Genomic DNA, 22929 nt, shown 5'->3' on the forward strand with positions numbered 1-22929 from the left:
TGAGGTTAAGGGTTACCCGGGCGGACCGGAGGTGAGGGGCCGGGAGGGGCAGACGCGGCAAGAGGGAGCGGCGGGCCGCTCCCTCCTGCGCAGGGCATCAGGTCACCGGGTGACCTCTACCGTCATGGTGACCGTATCGGTATGACCGGCGAGGTCCGTAACCGTGAGCGTCACTGTGTAGGTGCCGGGACGAGTCCAGCGGTGCACCGTCACCGGCAGGGGTGACCGGGTGCCGTCGCCCATATCCCACTGGTAGAGGAGGATCGGAACGCTGGACTTGGACTGTGTGCCCTTGAAGATGGCCAGCTGGTTCACCTTCACCGACGCGGGTCCTTCGATCACGGCGCGGGGGCCCCGATCCCGGCCCCCGGCCACGACCACTTCGAGAGTGGTCGTGGCCGTCCGGCCGTTGCGGTCGGTCACCGTGAGGGTGATGGTGTAGGTGCCGGGCTGCTTGTACTTGTGCGTGACGGTGCGGCCGCGCTTGGTGCCGGAGCCGTCCCCCATGTCCCATTCATACCGGGTGATGGGGACGTCGGAGCTGGATTCGTGGGCATCCCAGCGGGCGTTCTTGTTGACCTCCACCTCCGTGGGTCCGCTGATCACGGCGACGGGGAGGTCCGGCTCGCCGGGCTCGCCGGGGTCAGGTTCGCCGGGCTCACCGGGGTCGGGTTCACCGGGCTCACCGGGGTCGGGTTCGCCGGGCTCACCGGGGTCGGGTTCACCGGGCTCACCGGGGTCGGGTTCGCCGGGCTCGCCGGGGTCGGGTTCGCCGGGCTCACCGGGGTCGGGTTCACCGGGCTCACCGGGGTCGGGTTCGCCGGGCTCACCGGGGTCGGGTTCGCCGGGCTCACCGGGGTCGGGTTCGCCGGGCTCCTCATCCTCGTCGATGACGATGGTGAGGAGGCCGGGGGCGTTCGCCCGGGTGGTGTTGCCGGCGGCGTCCATCGCCCGGAAGCGGACGAACGCCTGCGGCAGGCTCATGCCTTCGGGGATCGTGTAGGCGCCCACGTACACCCCGGGCTCCGTCTCGGTCATGGCGATTTCGCCGGGCTCCAGGTCGAAGGAGGCGTCGTCGCCGAGGGCCGAGCCGCCGCCCAGGTTCGCCACGATGCTGAAGGCAGCCAGGGCGAGGCCGGGCTCAGACTCGAAGGAGACGGTGAGGGTGTCGCCGGCCCGGAGCGTGAGGTCGGTGTCGGGCTGCAGGTTGGTCAGCACGGGTGCGGTGCTGTCGACCGTCATGGTCACGTCGGTCGAGGTGGCGTTTCCGGCCAGGTCGAAGGCGGTGACGGTGATGACGTTCTCACCCTCGCGGACGATGATCTCGGCGGTGAACCGGCCGTCCGCATCCACCTCGGCCGCGGTGCCGTTCACATCCACGCCGGCCAGGTAGAGGTCCGAGGCCTGACCCGAGACGGTGAGCAGGCGGTGGTTCTGCACGGCGCCGTCCTCCGGCTGCTCGACGGTCAGCTCGGGGGCGGTCAGGTCGACGATCACCCGGACCGGGTCCGAGGGTTCAGTGCTGTCGCCGTCCGCGGTGATGGCCACGGCGGTCAGCGCGTGCTCACCCTCATCGAGGGTCAGCAGGGCGGAGAAGGTGCCGTCCGCGGCGGCTGCAGTCTCGGCCGCCAGCGCGCCGTCGACGTAGATCGCCACCGTCGTGCCGGCCGGGCTGCGGCCCTCCACCGGGACCTCCGTCCGGTTGGTGAAGCTGCCGTCGGCCGGGCTCAGGATGACCGGCGGGCCGACCTCCGCGGAGACCAGCGCGCGGATCATGGCGTTGCTGGGCTCGGTCCACGGACCGAAGACGCCGTCAATCACCTGGTAGGTGCGGCCCTGATCGGACGTCTCGTCAAAGGCCAGCCCGGGCACGTTCGGATACTCCGTGGACTGGAGCACGGCGACGTAGAAGTCTCCGCTCACCGTGATGCCGTACGGCCGCAGGTCGACCTCGTTCCAGCCGCCCCGGATCGCGTTCTCCACCAGCACCGGCCCCAGCAGCAGGTCGCCGGGCGAGCCGTCCGGGCGGCTGCCGTACACGGCCACCAGGAACTCGTTGCCTCCGGGCGCCGGCCACGTGCTGTCCCAGAGGTAGACGCGGGCGCCGGTCACCATCACGGTCTGGCCGGGTTCGGGCGACATGCGCACGGCCCACCCGTTGCCGGCGTCGTACATGGCCCAGGCGGTCTCGGCGGTGCCGTCATCATAGGCCAGTTCGCCGGGGATCCCCGCGAAGGGCCGCAGGGCGATCTCGATCTCGGTGGTCTGGTTGCCGGGCACGAAGACCGAGATCTCCTCCATGTAGTGGCTCCGGTGGGAGACGCGCAGGGTGTAGGCGCCCTCCAGGAGGTTCAGGGTGAACCGGCCCGATGCGTCGGTGGTGGTCGGTGCGACCCGGGCGTCCTCCAGCACCTGCACCCGGGCCCCTTCAACCGGCTCACCGGTGCGGGCGTCGGTGACGGTGCCGACCAGGAGCCCGCGCGGGATCTCCTGCAGCAAGAAGTTCACCGTCAGGTCCTCGTTGGGACCGAGGGTCACCTGCCGGGTCTGCGGGTAGTAGCCGTAGGACTCGGCGATGAGGGTGTAGGTGCCGCTCGGGAGGTCCACCGAGTAGGAGCCGTCAGCCGGGTTGGTGCGCACCACGCGGCCGCTCTCCAGCACGGTCACCGTGGCCTCCATGATCGGCAGGGCGTTGATGCGGACGATCGGCTCCTCCGTTTCGACCCGGTACTCGGACTTGGTGACCTTGTGCAGCAGGTGCTTCAGGGTGACGGAGCCGGCGGGCTTCTTGTCCTTCGCGGCGTCCGCGTCGCCGGGATCGGAGAAGCTGAGGTCGACCGGGTCGGTCGCGTCCACCGTGCCGGCCACGATCACGTCATCGATGTACCAGCCGGCGTAGTTAACCGAGCCGTCGGAGGTGAAGCGGAAGCGGATCTGCACGGTCTGGCCCGCGAAGTCGGTGAGGTCGATCATCGGGGTCTCGGGGCCAACCGGGGCGCCGCCCGAGGCCGGCGAGGTGTAGATGGCCACCTGGGTCCAGGTCTCGCCGCCGTCGGCCGTCACCTCCACCCGGCCGTAGTCCCAGTTGCGCTCGATGGCGTACCAGTGGGTGAAGGTCAGGGCAGCCGAGGAGAGACCGCTCAGGTCGATGGGCGGCGAGATCAGGGAGGCGTTGGCGCTGTTCGGGTAGTTGCCGGCGAGGTTGGTCGCCCACAGGTTCTCACCGGAGAAGGCCTCGCCCGGACCGCTGGTGGGCACGCCCCACTCCCAGGGGTTGTTCGTGCCCTCGGTGGTCCAGTCGCCGGGGCCCGACTCCATGTCGTCGGCGAAGCGGATGACGACTTCCGCGGGGGTGGCGGAGACCTCATCCGAGTACCCGCTCTCGTTGCCGAAGAAATCGCTGGCCGTCACCACGTAGTAGTAAGTCGTCCCGCTCTCCACGTCGGTGTCGGTGTAGGCCGGTTCGGTGGTGGTGGCGACCGGCGCATAGCCCCCGCCGGAGGAGGTGGACCGGTAGACCGTGAAGTGGTCGAAGTCGCCGGCCTCACTGGGGTCCCAGGTCAGGGCGATGAAGCCCAGCGGCGTCGCCTGGGCGGTGACGTTGGCGGGCACAGCCGGCGGTTCTTCGTCCACGTACAGCTCCACGTCGTCGATGTACCAGCCGTCACGCACCACGCTGTAGTCGCTGTCGAGGACGAACGCCACGAACAGGTTGTCCATCCCCGCGTAGCCGGAGAGGTCGACCACGGCCTCCCGCCATCCGCCGCTGCTGCCGGTGTAGGTGCTCAGGATCTCCCAGGTCTCACCGAAGTCAGCGGTGATGGCCACGATGCCGAAATCGAAGTTGCTCTCCAGGTCGTACCAGTGCTGGAAGCGGAGTGCGGCTGCCCCGCCCCGCAGGTCGACCGGCGGCATGATCAGGAAGGCCTGCGCGTTGCTGGTGTACTCGCCGGCCAGGTTGGTGGCGGCCACGTTCCGGCCGGAGTACGCCTCGCCCGGGCCCGAGGTGGGCTCGCCGAACTGCCAGAGGTCTGCGGGCTCCCCGCCGGTGGCCCAGCCGATGATGTTGCCCTCAAAGTCTTCGGCAAAGCCCGGCGTCGCGCCGTCGGCCATGGCGATGACGTGCGGGTTCGTCCGGGTTCCGCTGTAGGCGCGGTTGTTGCCGAAGTCGACGGCCTCGATGTAGTACTCCATCGCGTCGGTGGTCGAAAGCTCGGCGGGGATGGTGCCGACGAAGGTGCCGCCCCTGAAGTCACCGGAGACCTGGGTCATGTCCACGATGCCCCACCAGCTCAGCCCGGGCTGGCGGAACCGCAGGTAGACGGCGGTGATGGAGACGTCGTCGCTGACCTCGGCCATGATGGTGGTCGGGGTGTGCTTGTACCCCTGGGTCACGGGGGTGTGGCGGATCGTCGGCGCCTCCAGGTCGTCGCCCTGAGCCATCACCCGGCCGGAGATGCGCCCCTCGGCCAGGCCCAGCGCCCGTGCGACCGCCTTGTAGGCGTTGACGATGCCGTGCCCGTACCCGTTGTTGGGCACCGTGGTGTACTGGTCGTCGGTCCTCGGATCCGCCGTGCTGGTGAGGATCTCTTCAATCTCATCCACGGTCAGGCTGGCGTCCACCTGGCGGAGGAGGGCGGCCGTGCCTGCAACGTGGGGCGCGGCCATCGACGTGCCGGTGCCTGCGCCGTACTGGCCGCCGGGCAGGGCAGAGCGGACGGCGGTGCCGGGCGCGGACAGCTCGGGCTTGATCTCACCGTACGGGCTGGGCCCGCGGCTGGAGCCGCTGTTGAGCGTGTCGTCCTTGGTGGTGTTGCCCACGCCGATGGACTCGGGGTAGTTGGCAGGGACACCCACCGTGCCGGCGCCGGGGCCGCTGTTGCCGTTGGCGAAGACCGGCACGATGCCCGCCTCGCGCCAGGCGATGACGACGTCCCGGAACCACTCGTTCATGCCGGCTCCGCCGCCCCACGAGTTGTTCACGACGTCCGGCGCGTTGGCCGGATCGCCGCCCGGGCTCAGGAGCCACTGGCCGGCCGCCAGGATCCAGCTCGCGTAGCCGCTTCCGAACTCATCCAGCATCTTCGCGGCGATCCACTGGGCGCCGGGCGCCACGCCGATCTGGTTCTCCCCGTCAGGGGTGCGGCCGACCATGGTGCCCATGGTGTGGGTGCCGTGGCCCTCGTCGTCGTAGGGCTCGGGCCGCCCGTTCACCGCGTCGAACCAGAACGCGCTGTGGTCCGCCGCGCCGGCGCCCCGGTACTGGCCGGCCAGCGCCGGATGGTCGGCATCGACGCCGGTGTCCAGGTTGGCGACGACGACGCCGGTGCCGTCAATCTCAAACTGACGCCACACGGACGGGGCGCCGATCCGCACGATGTTCCACTCGGGTTCGCCCGAGAGGGCTTCGACGGCTTCCTCCACGGCCACGATGTCGGACTTGATGAGGTGGACCTTCTCGTCCTCGTAGATGGCCTCGACATCGGGCCGGGCGGCGATCTTCTCCAGCGTCGCCCTGTCCGAGGTCACCGCGACCATGTTGGTGATCCAGAACGATTCGAACGACTCGACCTGCCCCGCGGCCTTGCCCTTCTCCAGCAGGGCGATGAGACCGGCCTGCGAGAGGTCTGCCGCCTCCTGAAGGCTGTTGATCACCGCGCTGCGCGCGGCCAGCTCAGCAGACGCCGGCGTCGCCGCCCGGTGCCGGGCCGCGGCCGCGGCTCCCGCCACGTCCGCCTGAAGCTTCATCTTTACTAGGTAGCGTACCTTGTCGCTGTGCTTGAACGCCTCGAGAACCGTGGGCTGGACCTTGGCTGCGACGAGGGCCTTGGAATCGGCTGACACGGAGACTGCGGCAGGCTTTCTGGGGTCCGCCTTGATGGGTCCCGGGCGAATGACGGTGCCCACCATGGCCACCGCCTGAGCCGGCACGGCGGCGGTCAGGAGCAGCGCCAGCCCGGTGCGCATCAGGCGGGGATCCAGCCGCCCGGGCCGCAAACGGATCCCTGATCGCATGGATGCTCCACCTCCGAACGGGATTCGAGGCCGGGGCCCCAGTCCTCGTGGGGGTGGTTGTTCGTCGACCCGCCCTTGAATTCCTGCGATTTTCCGAATATACACATAAATAAGCTGTGGGCGAAACCGGGGGGCAGGGTCTGGCACAGCCCAGGCGCATAGACTGGAGTACGACCCGTGCACTCTCCCGGGTGCACAGCGAAAAGGGGGGAGAAGTATGGCCTCGACGTCTCAGCACGACTGGAGCCTGCACCGGAAGGGTCCCATCGACCAGGCGCGGCACCAGGAGAAGGTCAAGGAGGCGATCAAGCAGAACCTGCCCGAGATCATCGCCGAGGAGTCCATCATCACCTCCGACGGGAAGCGGCTGGTCAAGGTCCCCATCCGGACGCTGGAGGAATACCGCTTTCGTTTCGACCCCAACCAGGGCAAGCGCGTGGGACAGGGCGACGGCGATTCCAAGGTCGGTGACGTGATCGGCCGGGCCAGGGGCGCGGGCAAGGGCGCCGGGGCCGGAAGCCAGCCGGGCGACCAGCCCGGGATCGACTACTACGAGGCGGAAGTCACCGTCGACGAACTGGCGGAGCTGATTTTCGAGGACCTTGGCCTGCCGGACCTGAAACCGAAGTCCACCCAGGAGATCCCCACCGAGGAGGTTCGCTTCACCGAGGTCCGCAAGAAGGGGCCCATGGCCAACCTGGACCGGCGGCGGACGATCATGGAGAACCTGAAGCGCAACGCCCGCCGCGGGATGCCGGTGCTCGGCAACATCACCAACGACGACCTGCGCTTCAAGGTCTGGGAACAGGAGATGCGCCCGAGCAGCAACGCGGTGGTGATCGCGATGCGCGACGCATCGGGGTCCATGGGCGAGTTTAAGAAGTATATCACGCGGAGTCTGTTCTTCTGGATGACCCGGTTCCTCCGCACGAAATACCAGGACGTGGAGATCGTCTTTATTACCCACCATTCCGAGGCGCAGGAGGTGGACGAGGAAGCGTTCTTCAAGATGGGCGAGAGCGGCGGCACGCGCGTCTCCTCGGCCTACAGGCTGGCCCTGGAGATCGTCCAGGAGCGGTACGACCCGGAGCGGTGGAACATCTATCCCTTCCACTTCAGCGACGGCGACAACTGGAGCGACAACGACAACAAGCTGTGCGTGGAGCTCGTGAACAAGCTGCTGGAGGTCTCGAACCTGTTCGGGTACGGGGAGATCCGGGACGGCGGGTACACCAGTTCGCTGATGAGCGCCTTCTCGGTGATCAAGGACCCGCGGTTCGTGATCGTGACGATTACGGAGAAGCGGGACGTGTACCCGGCCCTGCAGAAGTGGTTCAGTCGGGGCGGGGTGGCGGTGGGGTGAGAGCGCCCCGCCCCGCACGCGCGAACCCCGTACGTCCGGAGCGGGACGTACGGGGTTTTTGCGCACCTGCGGGTCACTGCCCGCGCAGCGTGAGCAGGACGGGCTCCCGCCGGACCCCCCAGAGCGCCACCTGGCCGGAGACCAGGGCGATCGCCCCCGTGAGGGCCGGCCAGATGAGCAGCGTCTGCCAGATCAGGTGGGCCGGCAGGCCCTGTCCGGTCAGCATGCGGACGATGGTGCCGAAGGAGACGAGCGCCAGCAGCCCGCCGGCCAGCCCGGCGCCCGCTCCCTGCACCAGCCCCTCCAGCGACTGCATGGTGAGCACCTGCGGCCAGGAGACGCCCAGCACCTTGAACAGGGCCGCGTCCCGCCGCCGCTCCAGGTGGCTGGCCACCACCGCGCCGGCGACGGCCACGGCGCCCGCCGCCAGGGCGAGCAGGCTGACCCCCCGCAGCAGCAGGGCGGCCTGGTCGACCACTTCCCTGGCCATGCTGAGCACATCGTCCAGGCTGACGGGGAGCATGCCCGGGTACCGGTTCAGGAGGTCGGACTGCAGCGCTGCGACGGCGCCGGACTGCACCCGGAGCGGCAGGATATAGGTCCCGGCCGAGTCGATGGCGCCGGTAGGCAGCACGACCGGTGCGTCGAGCCGCAGCCCCTGGGCGGGGTCGAAGATGCCGACCACGGTGAAGGTCTGCGCCTGGCCGTTGAGGGTGACCGTCACGCCGTCACCCGGCCCGAGCCCCCAGGCGGCAGCTTCCCGGTCGCGCAGCAGCATATGGGGCCGGCCCAGGTCGTCCGGGGTCAGGTCCCGCCCCGCGACGATCTCATGGCGCATCAGCTGGTTCTGCTCCACCAGGAGCGCCGTGCGCCGCTCGCCTTCGGCGGTGGTCACCTGGCCGTTGGCCATGGCGAAGGAGGGGAGGGTCCAGACGACCGTCTCCTGCTGATCCAGGTACCGCTGCAGGTCGTGCCGCGCCTCGGCGGGCACCTGCAGCAGGTAGAGGTTGGGCGTCAGGGCGGAGCCGCCGCTCCGCTGCAGGTCGGCCACCAGCCCGTCCCTGAGCAGTCCGAGGCCCGAGAGGAGGAAGGTGCCGAGGCTGAGGGCGACTACCGCCACCGGTGCGGTGGGGCGCCGCAGGTTGCGCTTGGCGACGAACCACGGCAGCCACCCGCCGGGAACCCGGGTGAGGAGCCAGAGGGTGAAGAGGCTGAGGAGGAACAGCGACGCCGCGGCCGCGGTCAGCAGCGCCAGGAAGCCGGCGCTGAGCCCGACGGAGCCGGTGAGGGCGGCCACCAGCCCCAGGGCCGCAGCGGCGACCACCAGCCCGGCGGCCAGCATCCGCGTCCCCCGCCCGGCCGGGCGCTCGCCGGCCCGCAGCGCCAGGTGCGGAGGGATGGCCGTCAGGGTGGCCAGGTCAGGCACGGCGGCCAGCAGGGCGATGAGCGGCCCGAAGAGCAGGCCGGCCAGGATCGGCTCGGCGCCCAGCGGCAGGGTCTCGGACGCCGCGGGCAGCTGTTCCCGGAAGAGCATCAGCACCAGGGACCTGGCTCCGATTCCGGCACCGGCGCCGACCAGGCTTCCGAGGGTGCCGGCCACCGCAATCTGGACCGCGTAGTACGCGGCGACCTCACCGGTGGAGGAGCCCAGCACCTTCCAGACGGCGATCTCCTCGGTCTCCTCCGCGAGGAACGCACGCACGTTGGCGGCCACGCCCAGGGCGCCCAGGAAGATGGCGCTGAAGGCGACCAGCGTGAGCGCCCGGGCGGTGAGCGCCAGCGTCCGCTGGAGGTCGGCGGCCGCCTCGTCGTACCGGCGCACCCGGTCTTCGCCCAGCGCCTCCTCCAGCCGGAGCCGGAGCGCTTCGGCCTCCTCGCCGGCCGGCAGCTTCACGAAGAGCCGTTCATCCGCGCCCCGGGCGGGGGGTTCGAAGCGGGCGCGATCCACGAGGACCGTCGGCCCGGAAAACGGGGGCTTCGACGCGGCGGTGGGGTCCCGCTCCACGACGGCCGCCACGGTGTACGTCCGCCCGATGACAGTGAGGGACGAGCCGGGCTCCAGGTCCAGCTGCACGGCCAGGTCGGCGGCCACGACCACCTCGTCCCCGCCGAGCGCCTCGTGCAGCGCCGCGCCCGACTGCAGTTCGATCTGTCCGTACCAGGGGTAGCGGGACGGGTCGACCGCCCGCACCTCGACCAGCGCTTCCCGGCCGCCGGCTTCGGCCACGGCCGGGACGACGGTCACGGGCTGCACGGCGCCTCCCGCCTGCTCGACGGCGGCCAGCGCCCCGGACAGGGCGGCCGGCGGGTCCGCCGGAACCCGGAGCTCCAGGTCCGCGCCCAGAAGCGAGCGGGCCTGCGCCTCGACCTGCCGGGCGAGGTCGCCGACGGTGGAGCGCACCGCCACCATGCCGGCGATCCCCACCGCCACCAGGAGGGAGAGGAGGATCAGGCGCCGCTTGCGGCCCATCAGGGCCCGCCAGCCGAGACGGAGACTAGCGTACATTGACCGCCCCTCCCCGCTGCCGGATCCGCCCGTCCTCCATCAGGAACGTCCGGTCGCACCGCTCGGCCACCGCAGGGTCATGGGTCACGATCACCATGGTGGCCCCTGAGGCCCGGGCCTGCTGGAGCATCAGTTCCATCACTTCCTCGCCCGTGGCCCGGTCCAGATTTCCGGTGGGTTCGTCGGCGAGGATGAAGCGGGGGCCGGCCGCAAAGGCCCGGGCGATGGCGACCCGCTGCTGTTCGCCGCCTGAGAGCTGCTGGGGGTAGTGGTTCAGCCTTCCGCCGAGGCCGACGGCCTCCAGCAGCTGCCGGGCCCGCGCGTAGGCGTCCTTCCGGCCCGCCAGTTGAACGGGCACCGCCACGTTCTCCAGCACCGTCAGGGCCCGGAACAGGTGGAAGGACTGGAAGACGAAGCCGAGATTCTCCCGGCGCCAGCGGGTCAGCTCTGCCTCGGAGCGCTCGGAGAGCACCTCGCCGCCGACCACGACCCGGCCGGCCGTGGGGCGATCCAGCCCGCCCAGCAGCGAGAGCAGGGTGGACTTGCCGCTGCCCGAAGGCCCCATGATGGCCACGATCCTCCCGCTGGGCACCGCGAGGTCGATTCCCTTGAGCACCGAGATCCGCTCGCTGCCCGAAACGACATCCTTGCGCAATCCCTGTACCCATATGGCATCCATCTGCGCCACCTCCGTTGTGGATAAGGTAGCGCAGCGGGCTTACATGAAGTTGTACGGGAGCTTACAAGCAGCTTAAATTCCCGCCGTCACCGCAGGGCGGGCAGTTCAAACCAGACGCAGGCGCCGCTGTCCGGCACGTTCTTCGCGCCGACCTGCCCGTCGTGCCGCCGGATGATCTCCTTCACGATGGTCAGCCCCAGGCCGCCTGCCCCCCGGTCCTCCCCCGGCACGTTCCCGCCGCGGGCGATGTGTTCGAAGAGCAGCGGGATGCGGGCCTCGTCCAGCCCCGGGCCCCGGTCTTCCACCTCCACCCGCCACCAGCCGGGGCGGGGCCGCCGCATCCGCACGATCAGCAGCCGGCCGGAGGCGCCGTAGCGGATGGCGTTGTGGACCAGGTTCTGAAAGGCCCGCTGAATCTTGTCCGGCGCGACCAGGACCGGGCAGGGGTGTTCGGGCAGGTCGACCTCAATCGCCATCCCCGCTCCCTCGATGGCCGGCAGCAGATGGGCGGTCTCCCGGCGGATGAGCTCGGCAAGGTCGGCCTCCTGCCGGGGCCACTCCAGCGCCTGGGCGTCGAGGGCCGCCAGCTCGAAGAGGCCGTCCACCATCTCCCGGAGCTGCTCCGCCTTCTGGTAGACGGTGTGCAGCCGGGCACGCACGGGGTCCGGGGTCCGGTCGGTCCGCAGCAGCGTCTCCACCTGGGCCAGGATCACGGTCAGGGGCGTCCGCAGGTCGTGGGAGGCGGCCGCCACCCAGTACCGCCTGGCGCGCTCGGCCGCCTCCGCGCGCTCGTGGGCGGCCCGCAGCCGGCGGACCATCCCCTGGACCGACAGGGCCAGCTGGCCGATCTCGTCCCGGCGCTCCACCGGCACCTCCACCGTCAGGTCGCCCTCCGCCACGCGGGAGACCGCCGCGGAGAGCGCCTGCAGGGGGCGGACGAGGGCGGAGCCCAGCCGCCAGAACAGGGAGACGCTGGCCAGGAAGGAGAGCAGGGGCACGCTGGCCAGCAGGACCGACCCGATCCGGTCCTGGGGCCGGCTCCCGCCCATGTGGATGACGGCGGTGGCGCTCTCCGGCACGCTCACCACCATCAGCCCCAGCGGGGCGCCGTCCGCCCGCTGCAGCACCTCCACCGCGTGGTAGCGGCCCCCGTGCCGCCCCGGGGGATCCATCAGCCGGTAGAGGGTGACCGCCGAGAGCGTCTCCCCGGGCAGCCCGTCGGTGTCGGCCAGCACCACGCCGTCGGGGTCGACCACCTGCACCCGCAGGTAGGGAGGCAGCTCCGAGCGGAGCCGCCCGCTCAGCCACTGGTGAACGGCGGCGGGCGGCTCCTGCTGCAGCCGGCTCTCGACGATGGGCCTCAGGTCGGCGGCGTAGCGCACAAGCCGGTTCAGGTCGAGGGCGCCCGAGGCCGGAAAGAGCAGGAACCAGGTGACGGCGCCCGCTGCGGCCAGGCTGGCGAGGGGCAGGAACAGGGAGACCAGATAGGCCCCCAGCAGCTGCATCCGGATGGTCCGCATGGCTACACCCCGACGAAGCGGTAGCCCAGTCCGCGCACCGTCTGGATCAGCTCGGGGTCCGACTCGTCCGGCTGGATCTTCTCCCGCAGCCGCCGGATGTGCACCATGACTGTGTTGTCATCCCCGAGGTAAGGCTCCTTCCAGACGGCCTCGTAGAGCTGGCCCCGGGTGAAGACGCGGTTGGGGTTCCGCGCGAAGTGAAGGAGGAGTTCGAACTCCTTGGCCGTCAGGTTCAGCTCCCGGCCGTTGCGGGTCACCCGGCAGGCGACCGGATCGATGACCAGCGGGCCGGCCTGGATGATGCCGGTCTCGGCCGCCGCCAGCCGGTAACGGCGCAGGTGCGCGCGGATGCGGGCGACCAGGGTGGCCAGGCTGAAGGGCTTGGTGACGTAGTCGTCCGCCCCCAGCCCCAGGCCCAGCACCTGCTCCTCTTCTTCCGTGCGGGCGGTCAGCATCAGAATGGGCATTCGCCGGTGCCTGCGGATCTCGCGGCAGACGTCGAACCCGTTCATCCCCGGCAGCATGATGTCCAGCAGCACCAGGTCGTAGTTCCCGTTCAGGGCGGCGGTCAGGCCGGAGGTGCCCGTGCGTTCCCAGTCCACCTGAAACCCCTCCTCGGCGAGGCGTTCGACCAGCAGCTCGCCGATGGCCAGGTCGTCCTCGATCAGCAGCAGCTTTTCCATGGCCTTGCCCTCCCGTGTCGTCGGATTCCTACCGTTTTCTATATTCAATTACGATTCTTAAATCGCGCTTAAATGCAGTCATGTCTTATTCACATGAATCCTCATGGCATTTATACTGTGGTCACAGCCGGTTTCCCTGCGGGGAAAATGCACCCGCAAGGAAAGGGTTCGGCGGCCGCCGGCAACCGGAACGTTCTGGCAGGAGGAGGTGACACCGTGCTGTACGAGGCGCCGATGGCGGCGGAGCTCAATCCGACGCCCCAGGGTTGGTGCATCTGCTATATTATTGGGTATTGCTGGTAATCAAGCGGGCGAGGTCGGGCGGAAAAGGCAAGGGTTTCCTCCTTGCCTTTTCCCCTATCTCGCACCCAAAGGAGCTGATCGCGCATGTGGGATCAACCCGTACGCTTTGCACCCACCACGGCGGTCTACTATGAGTCCGGCAGCTACATTGTTCACAACTACGCGATCCACAGCTGGATCGTGGTCAGCCGGGACGACTACGCCGTGATCAGCCGACTCCAGTACCAGCGGATGACGCCCAACGAGGCCGTCTCGTGGCTGGTGTCGCACCGCGGCCTTTCCGCCGCCGAGGCCCGCAGGAAGGTCGGCCGGCTGATCCTGCTCCTGCGGGCCAACAAGATCGCCGCGTTGCCGGGGGAGCCGTTTGCCGAACCGCCGGGTGAAGTGAAGCGGACCGTGCCCAAGGTGGTCTACTTCGTCGCCACCTACCGGTGCAACCTGGCCTGCGCTTACTGTTATGCCGAGTCCTCGCCGCAGGCGGAGACCGCGGGCGACCTGACGACCGCCGAAGCGATGGCGATGATCGACCAGGTGGCCGACCTGGGGGTGAAGGCGATGGCCTTCACCGGAGGCGAGGCGCTGATGCGCCGGGACTGCATTGATCTGATCGAACATGCGAAGGCGCGCGGGCTTCAGGTCTCCCTGATCACCAACGGCGGTCCGGTGACGCCGGAGAAAGCGCAGCGGCTGGCCAGGTCGCTCACCTCGGTGACCGTGAGCATGGACAGCCCGTGCGCGGAAGGGGGCCACGACGCGATGCGGGGCGCCGGTTCGTGGGAGCGGGCGAACCGGGCGATCGCCCTCTTCCGGGAGGCCGGCATTCCCGTCGATGTCAACACCACGGTGACGGCGGCGAGCGTCGGGCACCTGCCCGGGATGGTCTCATGGGCCCTGGACCACGGGATCCGTTCGCACCGCATCGGGTTTGTGAGCGAGCTGGGGCGGGGCGAGTCGGGCATGGCCGCATCCGCTCCTGACCGGATCCGGGCGGAGCGGGAGTCGCTGCGGATCCTGGTGGAGCGGATCGACGAGGTGAACCTGCGGGGGCTGCGGTTCCTCCACAACCCGCCGCCGCCGTTCATTCTGAAGCGCCACTGCGGGGTGGGCACCGAGGAGATCTCCATCGACTGCAAGGGCGACGTCTACCCCTGCAAGCTGCTGCACGATCCGCAGTTCCGGGCCGGGAACATCCGGGAGAAGCCGCTGCGGGAGATCTGGGAGACGTCGGAGGTGCTGAAGGCGATGCTGGGCGTGAACCCGGACAACCTGCCGGGCTGCCGGGACTGCACCTTCCGGTACGTCTGCGGCGGCGGCTGCCGCGCCCACCAGATGGCGATGACCGGCGACCTCTACGGCACCTACGACCCGGACTGCCCCTCGCTGCGCCGCTCGCTCCGCCGGCACATGTGGCTCACCTACAAACAGCACGAGGCCCGCATGGCTCAGACAGGAGGGGAGTAGCGTGACGACGCTGGAGCTCTGCCCGGCACAGCACGAGGAGGCCTTCACCGAGCGGACTCCCGAAGGTCTGATCGTGATGGCCCCCAACGGCCAGCTCTACCGGTTCAACGGCCTGGCCGACTTCATCTGGAACCGGCTGAACGGCCACACCTCGGTGCAGGAGATCATCGACGCGATCTGCGCCCAGTACCAGGTGCCGTCGGTGGAACAGGTGACCGCGGACGTGGTTCAGTTTATTGCGTTTCTCCGGGAGAAGGCGCTCATCCGGGCGGAGGCGGGAGAGGGGGGAGCGGATTGGCCTGGGTCATAACGGAGCCCTGCGTCGGCCACCAGTACGCCCAGTGCGTGGCGCACTGTCCGGCCAACGCGATTCAGACCGCCGAGGGCGAGCGGCAGTACTACATCGACCCGGACCTGTGCATCGACTGCGGATCTTGCGACCTGGCCTGCCCCGTGGCCGCCATCTTCCCGGAGGAGGCCGTGCCGGAGCAGTGGCGGGGATACATCGCCCTGAACCGGGAGTTCTTCGCCCGGAAGAAGGACACGCAGAGGAGGGAGACGGCATGATGGCGACCCGGCACCGCGCCCCCGTGCAGGCCGTCTTCGACCCTGTGGAGCTGCTGGCCGCGGCCTGGGCGGCCCTGTCGCCGGACGGGGCCGCGGCCCTGGCCAACCCGGAGCTGGCCCCGGTGCTCGACCTGTTCCGCCCGGCGGCCGATCATCCCGCGCTGCGGCTGCTCGCGCGCCTCAGGGAGACGCTGAGCCGGGACCAGGTGATCAAGGCGCTGGTGCACGCCCTGACCGGGAGTCCCCAGGCGACGCCCCACGGGCAGATGCTGGCCCGCGCGCTGGGAGAGCTGGAGGCGCGGCTCGGGCCCGAGTGGGCGCGCCTCACCGGCCCCGGCAGGGCGCTGGCTGCGGAGCGGCTCCGGCCGCTGGCGGAGGGGCTTGCCCCGGCCGAGGAGGTGAGCCGGCTCTGCCGGGAGCCGGTTCCGGTCACTTTCCATTTCTATCCTTCGCTCTTCCTGCCCCTGCCCATGGACGGCCGGCACGGGGCGGCGGTTCCCGGGGAGGGGGGGACCGAGGTCTTCATGTTCTTCGGCTTCCCCCTTACGCGGGAGCCGGAGGAGTACGGCATCACCCGGCTGTGGCTGCAGCGGGGGGGATGGCACTACGCCGCCCGGGAGTACTTCGGGCGGGTGGGGACAGCCGTGGCTGATGCGCTGGCCGAACCGCCCCGGACGGCGGGACGCCTGCTCGCGGCGCTGCCGCCCTTCGCCGGGGGCAGTTTGCAGGGCGTCTTCCTGCATCACCTGAACCTCGGGCTCCGGTACGGCCTGTTCCTGCAGCAGGGGGTGGGACGCGCCACCTTCGCCCTGCTGGCCACGGCGCTGGGCTTCCCCCTCATCTCCTGGTTCCAGGAGGAGATGGACCGCTACCTGCACGGTCCCTGGCTGGAGGGCGTGCCGCTCCGCGCCGTGATCCCCGGGATGGCGGCCCGCTTCCGCGACGACCTGCCCCGGCTGACCGGACTGGCCGAGGCCCCCGGACCGCAGATGCCCGACCTGATCAGCTGCGCCCTGCTGCCGCTCTGGGCGCAGGGCATGCGCGTCGTCGTGCCCGACCCGTGGCGGCGCCGCACAGACCGGTACGAGAAGCTGGCCCGCGCCTGGGGCCGGTACCGGGTGGAAGTGGTCACCCGGTCCGAGTGGGAGGCCCATCCGGACTGGCACCCGTCGCCGGCGATCCTCTGCGGCCACCCCGCGCAGCAGGAGGAGATCGGGCAGATTCTGGAGCGGCTGGGCATCCGGGTGACCGGGTCCGGCGTCGCCATGGACGGGTTCGCGGGCGAAGGGCGGGACCTGACCCTGGTCGCCCTGGACGGGCCGCGGGCGGACGACCGGTCCTGGCGGATGGTGGTGACCGGCCCCGACGGGGATTCCCTCTACGTGCCGGACTACGGACGGATGATGGTGCTGGGATGCTCCCGGGCGGTGTTCCGCGGTGACCAGGTGATCCACCGGCAGGTGGAGGAGAGGCTGCACGCCGAGTTTGCCAACCTGGTGATCACGCCATGAACCAGAGCCCCGGCGTCGGGAAGATCCACGGCTGGTACTGGCGGCAGCTGCTCCGGGCCGCCCCGGGCACGGTCGTCCTCCTGTTGCTGGCGCTGGTGGCGGGGGCGGGCATGCGCGGCCTCGAGCTCTGGGGCCTGCAGCGGCTGCTGGATGCGCTCTGGCACGACGGGGCGGCGCCCCCGGCCCTCCTCGGCCCGCTGCTGATCATCGGCGGCGCCCTGGCCGTCTCCCACGGCGCCGGGATCGCCCAGGGGCTGCTCCGGGCCCGGCTCAGCTACCGCGCCAGCTTCCGCCTGCGGGACCAGCTGCTGACCCGGGTCGGGCGCCTGCGCCTGGAGGCCCACGAGCACCCGCAGTTTCACGACGGGCTGGAACGGGCCCGGCGGGCGATTCCGCACATGGCTCAGGCGGTCGACCAGATGAGCGGCGCCGTTGAGCAGTTCATCACCTTCGCGGCCTACCTCGCGTACGGCGGGTCGGTGCACTGGTCGCTGCCGGTCGCCTTCCTGATCGGGGCGCTTCCCTCGGTGGTCCAGCGGCTCCTCGCCGGCGCCCACTACACGGAGCTGGTCCGGGAGCAGACGCCCGCCCACAGGCGGCTGGCCTACCTGGCCAAGGTGCTGAGCGACCCCGGCTACCGGCACGAGCTCTGGCTCTTCCGCCTGGGCCCCTGGCTGCGGGACCAGTGGCACCGGCTCTCCGTCCGGCTCAGGCGGGAACGGCTGCGCCGCATCCGCCGCCACCAGGCGCTCTTCTTCGCCGCCAACTTCGGCGCCGTCGCCGCCACCCTCTGGTCTCTGTGGCAGGCGGTGCAGGGGGTGCAGGCCGGGCTGGTGACCCTGGGCGGGCTGGTGGCGGGCGCGGAGGTCCTCTACCGGAGCGGCTCTCAGAGCCAGCGGCTGGTGATGGCCCTGGGCAACCTGCAGCGGCACCTGCTGGAGGTGGGCTTCCTGCACGGGTTCCTGCACGCGGACTGGCCGGTGCGGGAGGACCGGCCGGCCGCGGCAGAGGCCGGGCTGGGGCCCGTGCGCGAGATCCGGTTTGAGGACGTCTCCTTCACCTACCCCGGCGCGGACCGGCCCGCCCTGCGCGGCCTCACCTTCACCCTGCGGGCGGGGGAGCGGGTGGCCCTGGTGGGGCCCAACGGCGCCGGCAAGTCCACCCTGGCGGCTCTGCTCCTGGGCCTGTACGAACCGACGGAAGGGCGCATCCTCATCAACGGACGGGACGCCCGCGCCATTCCGCCCCCGGAACGGTGGCGGCACTGCAGCGCCATCTTCCAGGACTTCGAACGCTATGAGCTGACGCTGGCGGAGAACCTGCTCTTGCCCGAGCGGCCCGCCGCGATCGAGGCGGTGCTGCGCCAGTCCGGGCTGGACCGGCACATGGCCCACCTGCCGGACGGCCTGGACACCCTGCTGGGCCGGCTGTGGAACGGGCGGGAGCTCTCTCTGGGGCAGTGGCAGGCGGTGGCCATCGCCCGGGCCCTGGCCCGGCGGGCGTCGCTGCTGGTCCTGGACGAACCCACCTCGGCGCTCGACCCGCGCGCGGAGGTGGAGGTCTACGAACGGGTCCTGGCGGCCACGCGGGAGGCCCTGGTGGTGATGGTGTCGCACCGCATGGGCGTCTGCCGCCTCGCGGACCGGGTGCTGGTGCTGGAGGGCGGCAGGCTGGTGGAAGAGGGGACGCATGGGCAGCTTCTGGCCCACGGTGCGCTCTATGCGCGCATCTACGAGGCCCAGGCGGCCTGGTATGTGTAGGGGGGTGGCGCATGCGCCGGCTGATCCGCCTGATGGCGACGACTTTTCGGCTGAATCCGGTCTGGTCGTGGGCGGTGGTGGTGACGATGAGCCTGCTCGGCCTGCTGCCCGCCGTCCAGATTGGGGTCGTGCGCGGGCTGTTCGACACGCTGATCGGCCTGTTCCGGGCCGATGGCCTGGCCGACCCCACCGGGCTGCGGACCTGGATGCTGACCTTCGCCGGGGTGCTGGCCGGGCTCAACCTGCTCTACAGCCTGGCGCCGGTTCTGCAGGCGGGCTACCGGGAGTCGACCGCGGAAGCCCTGCACGGAGCGCTCTTCCGCAAGCTGGGGACCGCACCGCCCATCCTGTTTGAGGAGGGCGGCTTCCACGACCGGCTCTCCCGGGCCCAGTCCGCCCTGGCCAGGGTCGTGGAGCCCTGGGCTGAGTCCTTCCTGTGGCTGACGCAGACGGGGGTCATGGTCCTCAGCACGGCCGTGGTCTTCGGGATGGCCCACTGGAGCCTGCTGCTCCTGACCGCGGTGGGCGGGCTGCTGCAGCTCGGCGTGGAGGGGTTGGCGCAGTCCCGGCAGCATACCCTCTTTGTGGGACAGACGCCCGATCACCGCAGGGAGGCCTATTTCGCCGACCTGCTCACCAGGCCCCAGAGCCTCCGGGAGCTGCTGCTGTTCGGCGCCTGGCCCCGGTTCTACGACCGCTGGCGGGAGACGGTGGACCGGCTCTGGCAGGCGGAGTGGCGCCTCACCCGCCGCCTGGCGCTGCCGCAGTCGGCGGGCCGGCTGCTCCTCAGCCTGCAGCTCCTGGGCAGCTTTCTGCTTCTCGTCCACCTGTACCGGAGCGGCCGGGTGAGCGCGGGCATGGTGGCGGGGCTCCTGACCGGCCTGTTCATGTTTCAGCAGGCCATCGGCATGCTGGTCCTGATGGCGGCAGGGTGGTTCGGGCAGGGGCTGAAAGTGGCGGAACTCCAGGCCTTCCTGGAAGAGGAGTGGACGGCTGCCGGGCCGCCCGGTCCCGCCGGGGGGCCCGGCCCGGACGAGGCGGCGGGCGCCGCACCGACGTCCGGCTTCAGCACTGCGGCTGCGGCCGCCCGGCCGCAGGGGGTCGAGATCCGCCTGGAGGGGGTCTCCTTCACCTATCCCACCGGACGCCGGCCGGCCCTGCAGGGGATCGACCTGCACATCCGGCCCGGTGAGCGGGTGGCCATCGTCGGCCCCAACGGCAGCGGCAAGAGCACGCTGGCCCACCTGTTGCTGGGCCTCTACCTGCCCACGTCGGGCCGCATTACCTTCGACGGTGTGGACGCAGAACGGGCGGTCTTCGCGCTCGGCGACCGCAGCGGGGTCTTTCAGCGGTTCCAGCGCTACTGGTTCACCGTCCGGGAGAACATCGGCTGCGGCTTCCTGCCGGCGCTGCAGGACGACGCCGCCCTCTGCCTGGCGGCCGAGGGCGCCGGACTGCGGCTCGGGCACGATCAGCCCCTGTCGCTGGACACCCCGCTGGGCAAGCCCTTCGGGGGAACGGACCTGTCGGGGGGCCAGTGGCAGCGGCTCGCCTACGCCAGGGGGCGGCTGGCGCCCAGCCGCCTGGCGGTCCTGGATGAGGTGACCAGCAGGCTGGACGGGCAGGCGGAGTCCGAGTTGCTCCGCTCGCTGGACCGGTTCGCAGAGGGGCGCACGGTGGTCCTGGTCGCCCACCGGCTGCCGATGGCCCGGCTGGCCGACCGGATCATCGTCATGCAGGACGGGCGCATTGTTGAGGAAGGAACCCATGAGGAACTGGTCGCACGGGGAGGGGTGTATGCGGGCTTCTATGCCGACCAGGCCCGCTGGTACCGCCCTGACCCGCTGGGCGAGACCGGAAGGAGGAGACCATGAGCAAGTACTACGGCGCAACCGAGTCCGAACTGCGCAGCGCCGGCGCGCTCCGCCGGACGCTCAGTTCCGTCAACCCGGCCGGGCTTTTCCCGCACCAGGGGGAGATTCAGCTGGCCGAAGGCGAGCTGGACCTGACGGGCTGGCGGCGGCTGCCGCTCAGGGCGATCCGCAGGGTGCGGCTCGAGTTCACGGAGGCGTACGGCAGGGCCCACGCCGGGGGCATCGGGCCGGAGGGGCCGAACCTGTCCTTCTTCGTGCGGGGCGAACCGCTGGTGCTGGACCTGGAGGACGGGGAGCGCATCTACCTGATCGTGGACCGAAATCCGATCACCGGCAGGACCCGGAACCGCGAGTGGTACGATGCCCTGCGGGCATCGATCCGCGACGCGGGGCCGCACTAAGCCCGCGGCTCAGGGAACAGGCACCGGCGCCCGCCATGCTGCGGGGCCGGTGCCTGTTGGGGGGAGGCGAACGCCTGTGGCAGAAGCCGTCATCGTGGATGCAGTGCGCACGCCCATCGGCCGGTACGGCGGCGCGCTGCGCGACGTGCGCCCCGATGACCTCGCGGCGGTGGTGATCCGGGCGCTCACGGAGCGGAATCCCGCCGTCCCGCCGGAGGCCATCGATGACGTCTACTTCGGGTGCGCCAACCAGGCCGGGGAGGACAACCGGAACGTGGCCCGCATGGCCGTGCTCCTGGCCGGCCTGCCCGAGACGGTCCCCGGCGTGACGGTGAACCGGTTGTGCGGATCGGGCCTGGAGGCGGTGGCGCAGGCCGCGCGGGCGGTCTGGTGCGGCGAGGGTGAGATCTTCATCGCCGGGGGCACGGAGTCGATGACCCGGGCGCCCTTTGTGATGGCCAAGGCGGCGGCGCCCTGGGCGCGCCAGGCGGAGGTCTATGACACCACCCTCGGTTGGCGGTTCGTGAACCCCCGGCTGGCGGAGAGGTACCCGCCCCTCAGCCTGGGCGAGACGGCGGAAAGGGTGGCCGAGCGGTGGAGCGTCTCCCGGGAGGATCAGGACCGGTTCGCGCTGCAGAGCCAGATGCGGTGCGCGGCCGCGATGCAGGCGGGGCGCTTCGACGCCGAGCTGGTGCCCGTGCCCGTGCCCGGCCGGGACGGCCGGACGCAGCTGGTCACCCGGGACGAACACCCGCGCCCGGACACCACCCTGGAGAAGCTGAGCCGGCTTGCCCCGGCCTTTCGGAAGGACGGGACCGTGACCGCCGGCAACTCCAGCGGGATCAACGACGGGGCGGCCGCGCTGCTGGTGATGTCGGCCCGGCGGGCCGAGGCCCTGGGGCTGACGCCCATGGCCAGAATCCTGGCCACGGCGGTGGCCGGCGTCGACCCGTCGCTCATGGGCATCGGCCCGGTCCCGGCGACGCGGAAGGCGCTGGCGCGGGCCGGCCTCTCCACCGGTCAGCTTGACCTCATCGAGCTGAACGAGGCCTTCGCCGCGCAGGCGGTGGCTTGCATCCGGGAACTGGGGCTCGACCCGGCCCGGGTCAACGTCAACGGCGGAGCGATTGCCCTCGGGCACCCGCTGGGCTGCAGCGGGGCGCGCATCCTGACGACGCTGGTGCACGAGATGGCCCGCAGGGGCAGCCGCTACGGCCTGGCGACGATGTGCATCGGAGTCGGGCAGGGGATCGCCATGGTGGTCGAGGGCGCCGTCTAAAAATCCACCGGCCCGACGAAGCTCGCGAGCGCCTCCGACGTTCGGAGCAGCGCCGGCGATATCGGCTGCGGTGCGGCCATCACCCGGTAGATCTCGGCAGATACCCGGGCGATGGCTGCATCGGCTTCTTCCAGCGGCGCACCGGCGGTGAGCACAACCAGGATGTAGGGCCGGGTGGTGTAGATGATGCCCGAGTCGTGGTAGTTCCCTTCGTAGGAGCCGAACTTGTGCAGGTGCGGCACGCCTTCCGGCAGGCCCGCGGTGATCCGGTCCCGGTAGGGCGCCTCCATGAGCGGCCGGACGACCCGTGTGGCCTGCTCGGGGTCCTCCAGCGACAGGCGGTGCAGGTGGCGCCACCACGCCAGCACGCTCCGGGCGCTGGCGAGCGGGAGCCGGTTTTCGTGGCGCAGCCGGCCGCCGATGGTCTCGGTCCAGAGTTCAATGCTCCCCCACCCGAAACGCCGCCCCAGCATGTTGACGGCCACGTTGTTGCTGTAGGTCAGCGACCGGTTGACCAGGTCTTCAATGGGGTAGAGCTCGCCGAACTCGGCGGTTTCAAACGCGCCCGCGCCCGGGGTCTCGAAGTCGTCCGGGGTGTATTCGATGAGATCCTGCCAGCCGATCTTCCCGGCCCGGTACTGCTCCAGGGCATAGAGGGCGACCGGCAGCTTCACCGTGCTGGCCGGGTGATAGAGCTTGTCGGCGTTGTACAGCCACCGCTGGCCCGTGGTAAGGTCCTCCAGCGCCACGCTGTACTCCCCGGGAAAACCGGCCATCGCCCGGCTGACGGCCTCCGCGATCCGGTCGGGCGGAAACGGGCCGGCGGTCGGAGCAGGGAGCGCAGCGGGCGCCTGCGCGGCCGCGGGCGTGTGCAGAAAACCGGCGGTCAGCACGGCGAGCAGTGCCCACAGTGCGGTTCGGGTGCGCACGCCTGTCACACTCCTTCATCCATAAATATAATCGCCCGTGCTGGAGAATGGCTACGCCGTACCCGGGAGGACCGATCG

15 protein-coding genes are annotated in these 22929 nt (G+C 70.6%); 9 read left to right on the forward strand and 6 right to left on the reverse strand.

Annotated elements, in window-relative coordinates; all coding sequences use genetic code 11:
* Positions 1–102 precede the first annotated feature (102 nt).
* Positions 103–6015 (reverse strand): S8 family serine peptidase, encoded by a 5913-nt coding sequence (locus ACZ5UM_RS08605; protein WP_464848192.1) that lies wholly within the window; start codon positions 6013–6015, stop codon positions 103–105.
* A 217-nt stretch (positions 6016–6232) separates the two neighbouring features.
* Between ACZ5UM_RS08605 and yhbH the strand changes: the two genes are divergently transcribed.
* Positions 6233–7378, forward strand: a complete 1146-nt coding sequence (gene yhbH, locus ACZ5UM_RS08610; protein ID WP_464848194.1) for a sporulation protein YhbH — start codon at positions 6233–6235, stop codon at positions 7376–7378.
* A gap of 73 nt (positions 7379–7451) precedes the next feature.
* On the opposite strand, the gene ACZ5UM_RS08615 is transcribed toward yhbH, so the two are convergent.
* The 4 genes from ACZ5UM_RS08615 to ACZ5UM_RS08630 all read right to left on the reverse strand — a co-directional run bounded on the left by ACZ5UM_RS08615 (position 7452) and on the right by ACZ5UM_RS08630 (position 12766).
* On the reverse strand, positions 7452–9884 hold the full coding sequence (locus ACZ5UM_RS08615; RefSeq protein ID WP_464848195.1) for an ABC transporter permease: 2433 nt from the start codon (positions 9882–9884) through the stop codon (positions 7452–7454).
* Complete coding sequence (locus ACZ5UM_RS08620) at positions 9874–10563, reverse strand: ABC transporter ATP-binding protein (RefSeq protein ID WP_464848196.1); 690 nt, start codon at positions 10561–10563, stop codon at positions 9874–9876. Before ACZ5UM_RS08620 ends, ACZ5UM_RS08615 begins: the two co-directional genes overlap by 11 nt.
* Positions 10564–10649: 86 nt before the next feature.
* Positions 10650–12083, reverse strand: coding sequence for a sensor histidine kinase (locus ACZ5UM_RS08625; protein WP_464848198.1), 1434 nt, complete (start codon positions 12081–12083; stop codon positions 10650–10652).
* 2 nt (positions 12084–12085) lie between these two features.
* Positions 12086–12766 (reverse strand): response regulator transcription factor, encoded by a 681-nt coding sequence (locus ACZ5UM_RS08630; RefSeq protein WP_464848200.1) that lies wholly within the window; start codon positions 12764–12766, stop codon positions 12086–12088.
* 387 nt (positions 12767–13153) lie between these two features.
* Here ACZ5UM_RS08630 and ACZ5UM_RS08635 point away from each other — a divergent pair, with 387 nt between their 5' ends.
* The 8 genes from ACZ5UM_RS08635 (at position 13154) to pcaF (ending at position 21922) form a co-directional block, all read left to right on the forward strand.
* Positions 13154–14530 (forward strand): radical SAM protein, encoded by a 1377-nt coding sequence (locus ACZ5UM_RS08635; RefSeq protein ID WP_464848201.1) that lies wholly within the window; start codon positions 13154–13156, stop codon positions 14528–14530.
* A gap of 1 nt (position 14531) precedes the next feature.
* A complete protein-coding gene (locus ACZ5UM_RS08640) occupies positions 14532–14840 on the forward strand; it encodes a PqqD family protein (protein ID WP_464848202.1) in 309 nt (102 codons plus the stop codon).
* Entirely contained in the window at positions 14825–15097 is a 273-nt protein-coding gene (locus tag ACZ5UM_RS08645) for an indolepyruvate ferredoxin oxidoreductase subunit alpha (protein WP_464848203.1), read from the forward strand. Before ACZ5UM_RS08640 ends, ACZ5UM_RS08645 begins: the two co-directional genes overlap by 16 nt.
* Positions 15094–16608 (forward strand): hypothetical protein, encoded by a 1515-nt coding sequence (locus ACZ5UM_RS08650; protein WP_464848204.1) that lies wholly within the window; start codon positions 15094–15096, stop codon positions 16606–16608. The genes ACZ5UM_RS08645 and ACZ5UM_RS08650 overlap by 4 nt, the downstream gene beginning before the upstream one ends.
* On the forward strand, positions 16605–18368 hold the full coding sequence (locus tag ACZ5UM_RS08655; protein WP_464848205.1) for an ABC transporter ATP-binding protein: 1764 nt from the start codon (positions 16605–16607) through the stop codon (positions 18366–18368). The genes ACZ5UM_RS08650 and ACZ5UM_RS08655 overlap by 4 nt, the downstream gene beginning before the upstream one ends.
* An 11-nt stretch (positions 18369–18379) precedes the next feature.
* Positions 18380–20242, forward strand: a complete 1863-nt coding sequence (locus ACZ5UM_RS08660) for an ABC transporter ATP-binding protein (RefSeq protein WP_464848206.1) — start codon at positions 18380–18382, stop codon at positions 20240–20242.
* A complete protein-coding gene (locus tag ACZ5UM_RS08665) occupies positions 20239–20643 on the forward strand; it encodes a hypothetical protein (RefSeq protein ID WP_464848207.1) in 405 nt (134 codons plus the stop codon). The genes ACZ5UM_RS08660 and ACZ5UM_RS08665 overlap by 4 nt, the downstream gene beginning before the upstream one ends.
* A 76-nt stretch (positions 20644–20719) precedes the next feature.
* Complete coding sequence (pcaF, locus tag ACZ5UM_RS08670) at positions 20720–21922, forward strand: 3-oxoadipyl-CoA thiolase (protein WP_464848209.1); 1203 nt, start codon at positions 20720–20722, stop codon at positions 21920–21922.
* Here pcaF and ACZ5UM_RS08675 read toward each other — a convergent pair.
* Positions 21919–22851 (reverse strand): serine hydrolase, encoded by a 933-nt coding sequence (locus tag ACZ5UM_RS08675; RefSeq protein WP_464848210.1) that lies wholly within the window; start codon positions 22849–22851, stop codon positions 21919–21921. The genes pcaF and ACZ5UM_RS08675 overlap by 4 nt on opposite strands.
* Positions 22852–22929: the final 78 nt, after the last annotated feature.

This window comes from Symbiobacterium ostreiconchae, assembly GCF_055396975.1.

Excerpts from the sequence above, each read along its gene's own strand:
- ACZ5UM_RS08665 (WP_464848207.1), top strand. The coding sequence starts at position 20,239 with ATGAGCAAGTACTACGGCGCAACCGAGTCCGAACTGCGCAGCGCCGGC.
- ACZ5UM_RS08660 (WP_464848206.1), top strand. The coding sequence starts at position 18,380 with ATGCGCCGGCTGATCCGCCTGATGGCGACGACTTTTCGGCTGAATCCG.
- ACZ5UM_RS08630 (WP_464848200.1), bottom strand. The coding sequence starts at position 12,766 with ATGGAAAAGCTGCTGCTGATCGAGGACGACCTGGCCATCGGCGAGCTG.
- ACZ5UM_RS08650 (WP_464848204.1), top strand. The coding sequence starts at position 15,094 with ATGATGGCGACCCGGCACCGCGCCCCCGTGCAGGCCGTCTTCGACCCT.
- ACZ5UM_RS08635 (WP_464848201.1), top strand. The coding sequence starts at position 13,154 with ATGTGGGATCAACCCGTACGCTTTGCACCCACCACGGCGGTCTACTAT.
- ACZ5UM_RS08655 (WP_464848205.1), top strand. The coding sequence starts at position 16,605 with ATGAACCAGAGCCCCGGCGTCGGGAAGATCCACGGCTGGTACTGGCGG.
- yhbH (WP_464848194.1), top strand. The coding sequence starts at position 6,233 with ATGGCCTCGACGTCTCAGCACGACTGGAGCCTGCACCGGAAGGGTCCC.
- ACZ5UM_RS08625 (WP_464848198.1), bottom strand. The coding sequence starts at position 12,083 with ATGCGGACCATCCGGATGCAGCTGCTGGGGGCCTATCTGGTCTCCCTG.
- ACZ5UM_RS08605 (WP_464848192.1), bottom strand. The coding sequence starts at position 6,015 with ATGCGATCAGGGATCCGTTTGCGGCCCGGGCGGCTGGATCCCCGCCTG.
- ACZ5UM_RS08620 (WP_464848196.1), bottom strand. The coding sequence starts at position 10,563 with ATGGATGCCATATGGGTACAGGGATTGCGCAAGGATGTCGTTTCGGGC.
- ACZ5UM_RS08615 (WP_464848195.1), bottom strand. The coding sequence starts at position 9,884 with ATGTACGCTAGTCTCCGTCTCGGCTGGCGGGCCCTGATGGGCCGCAAG.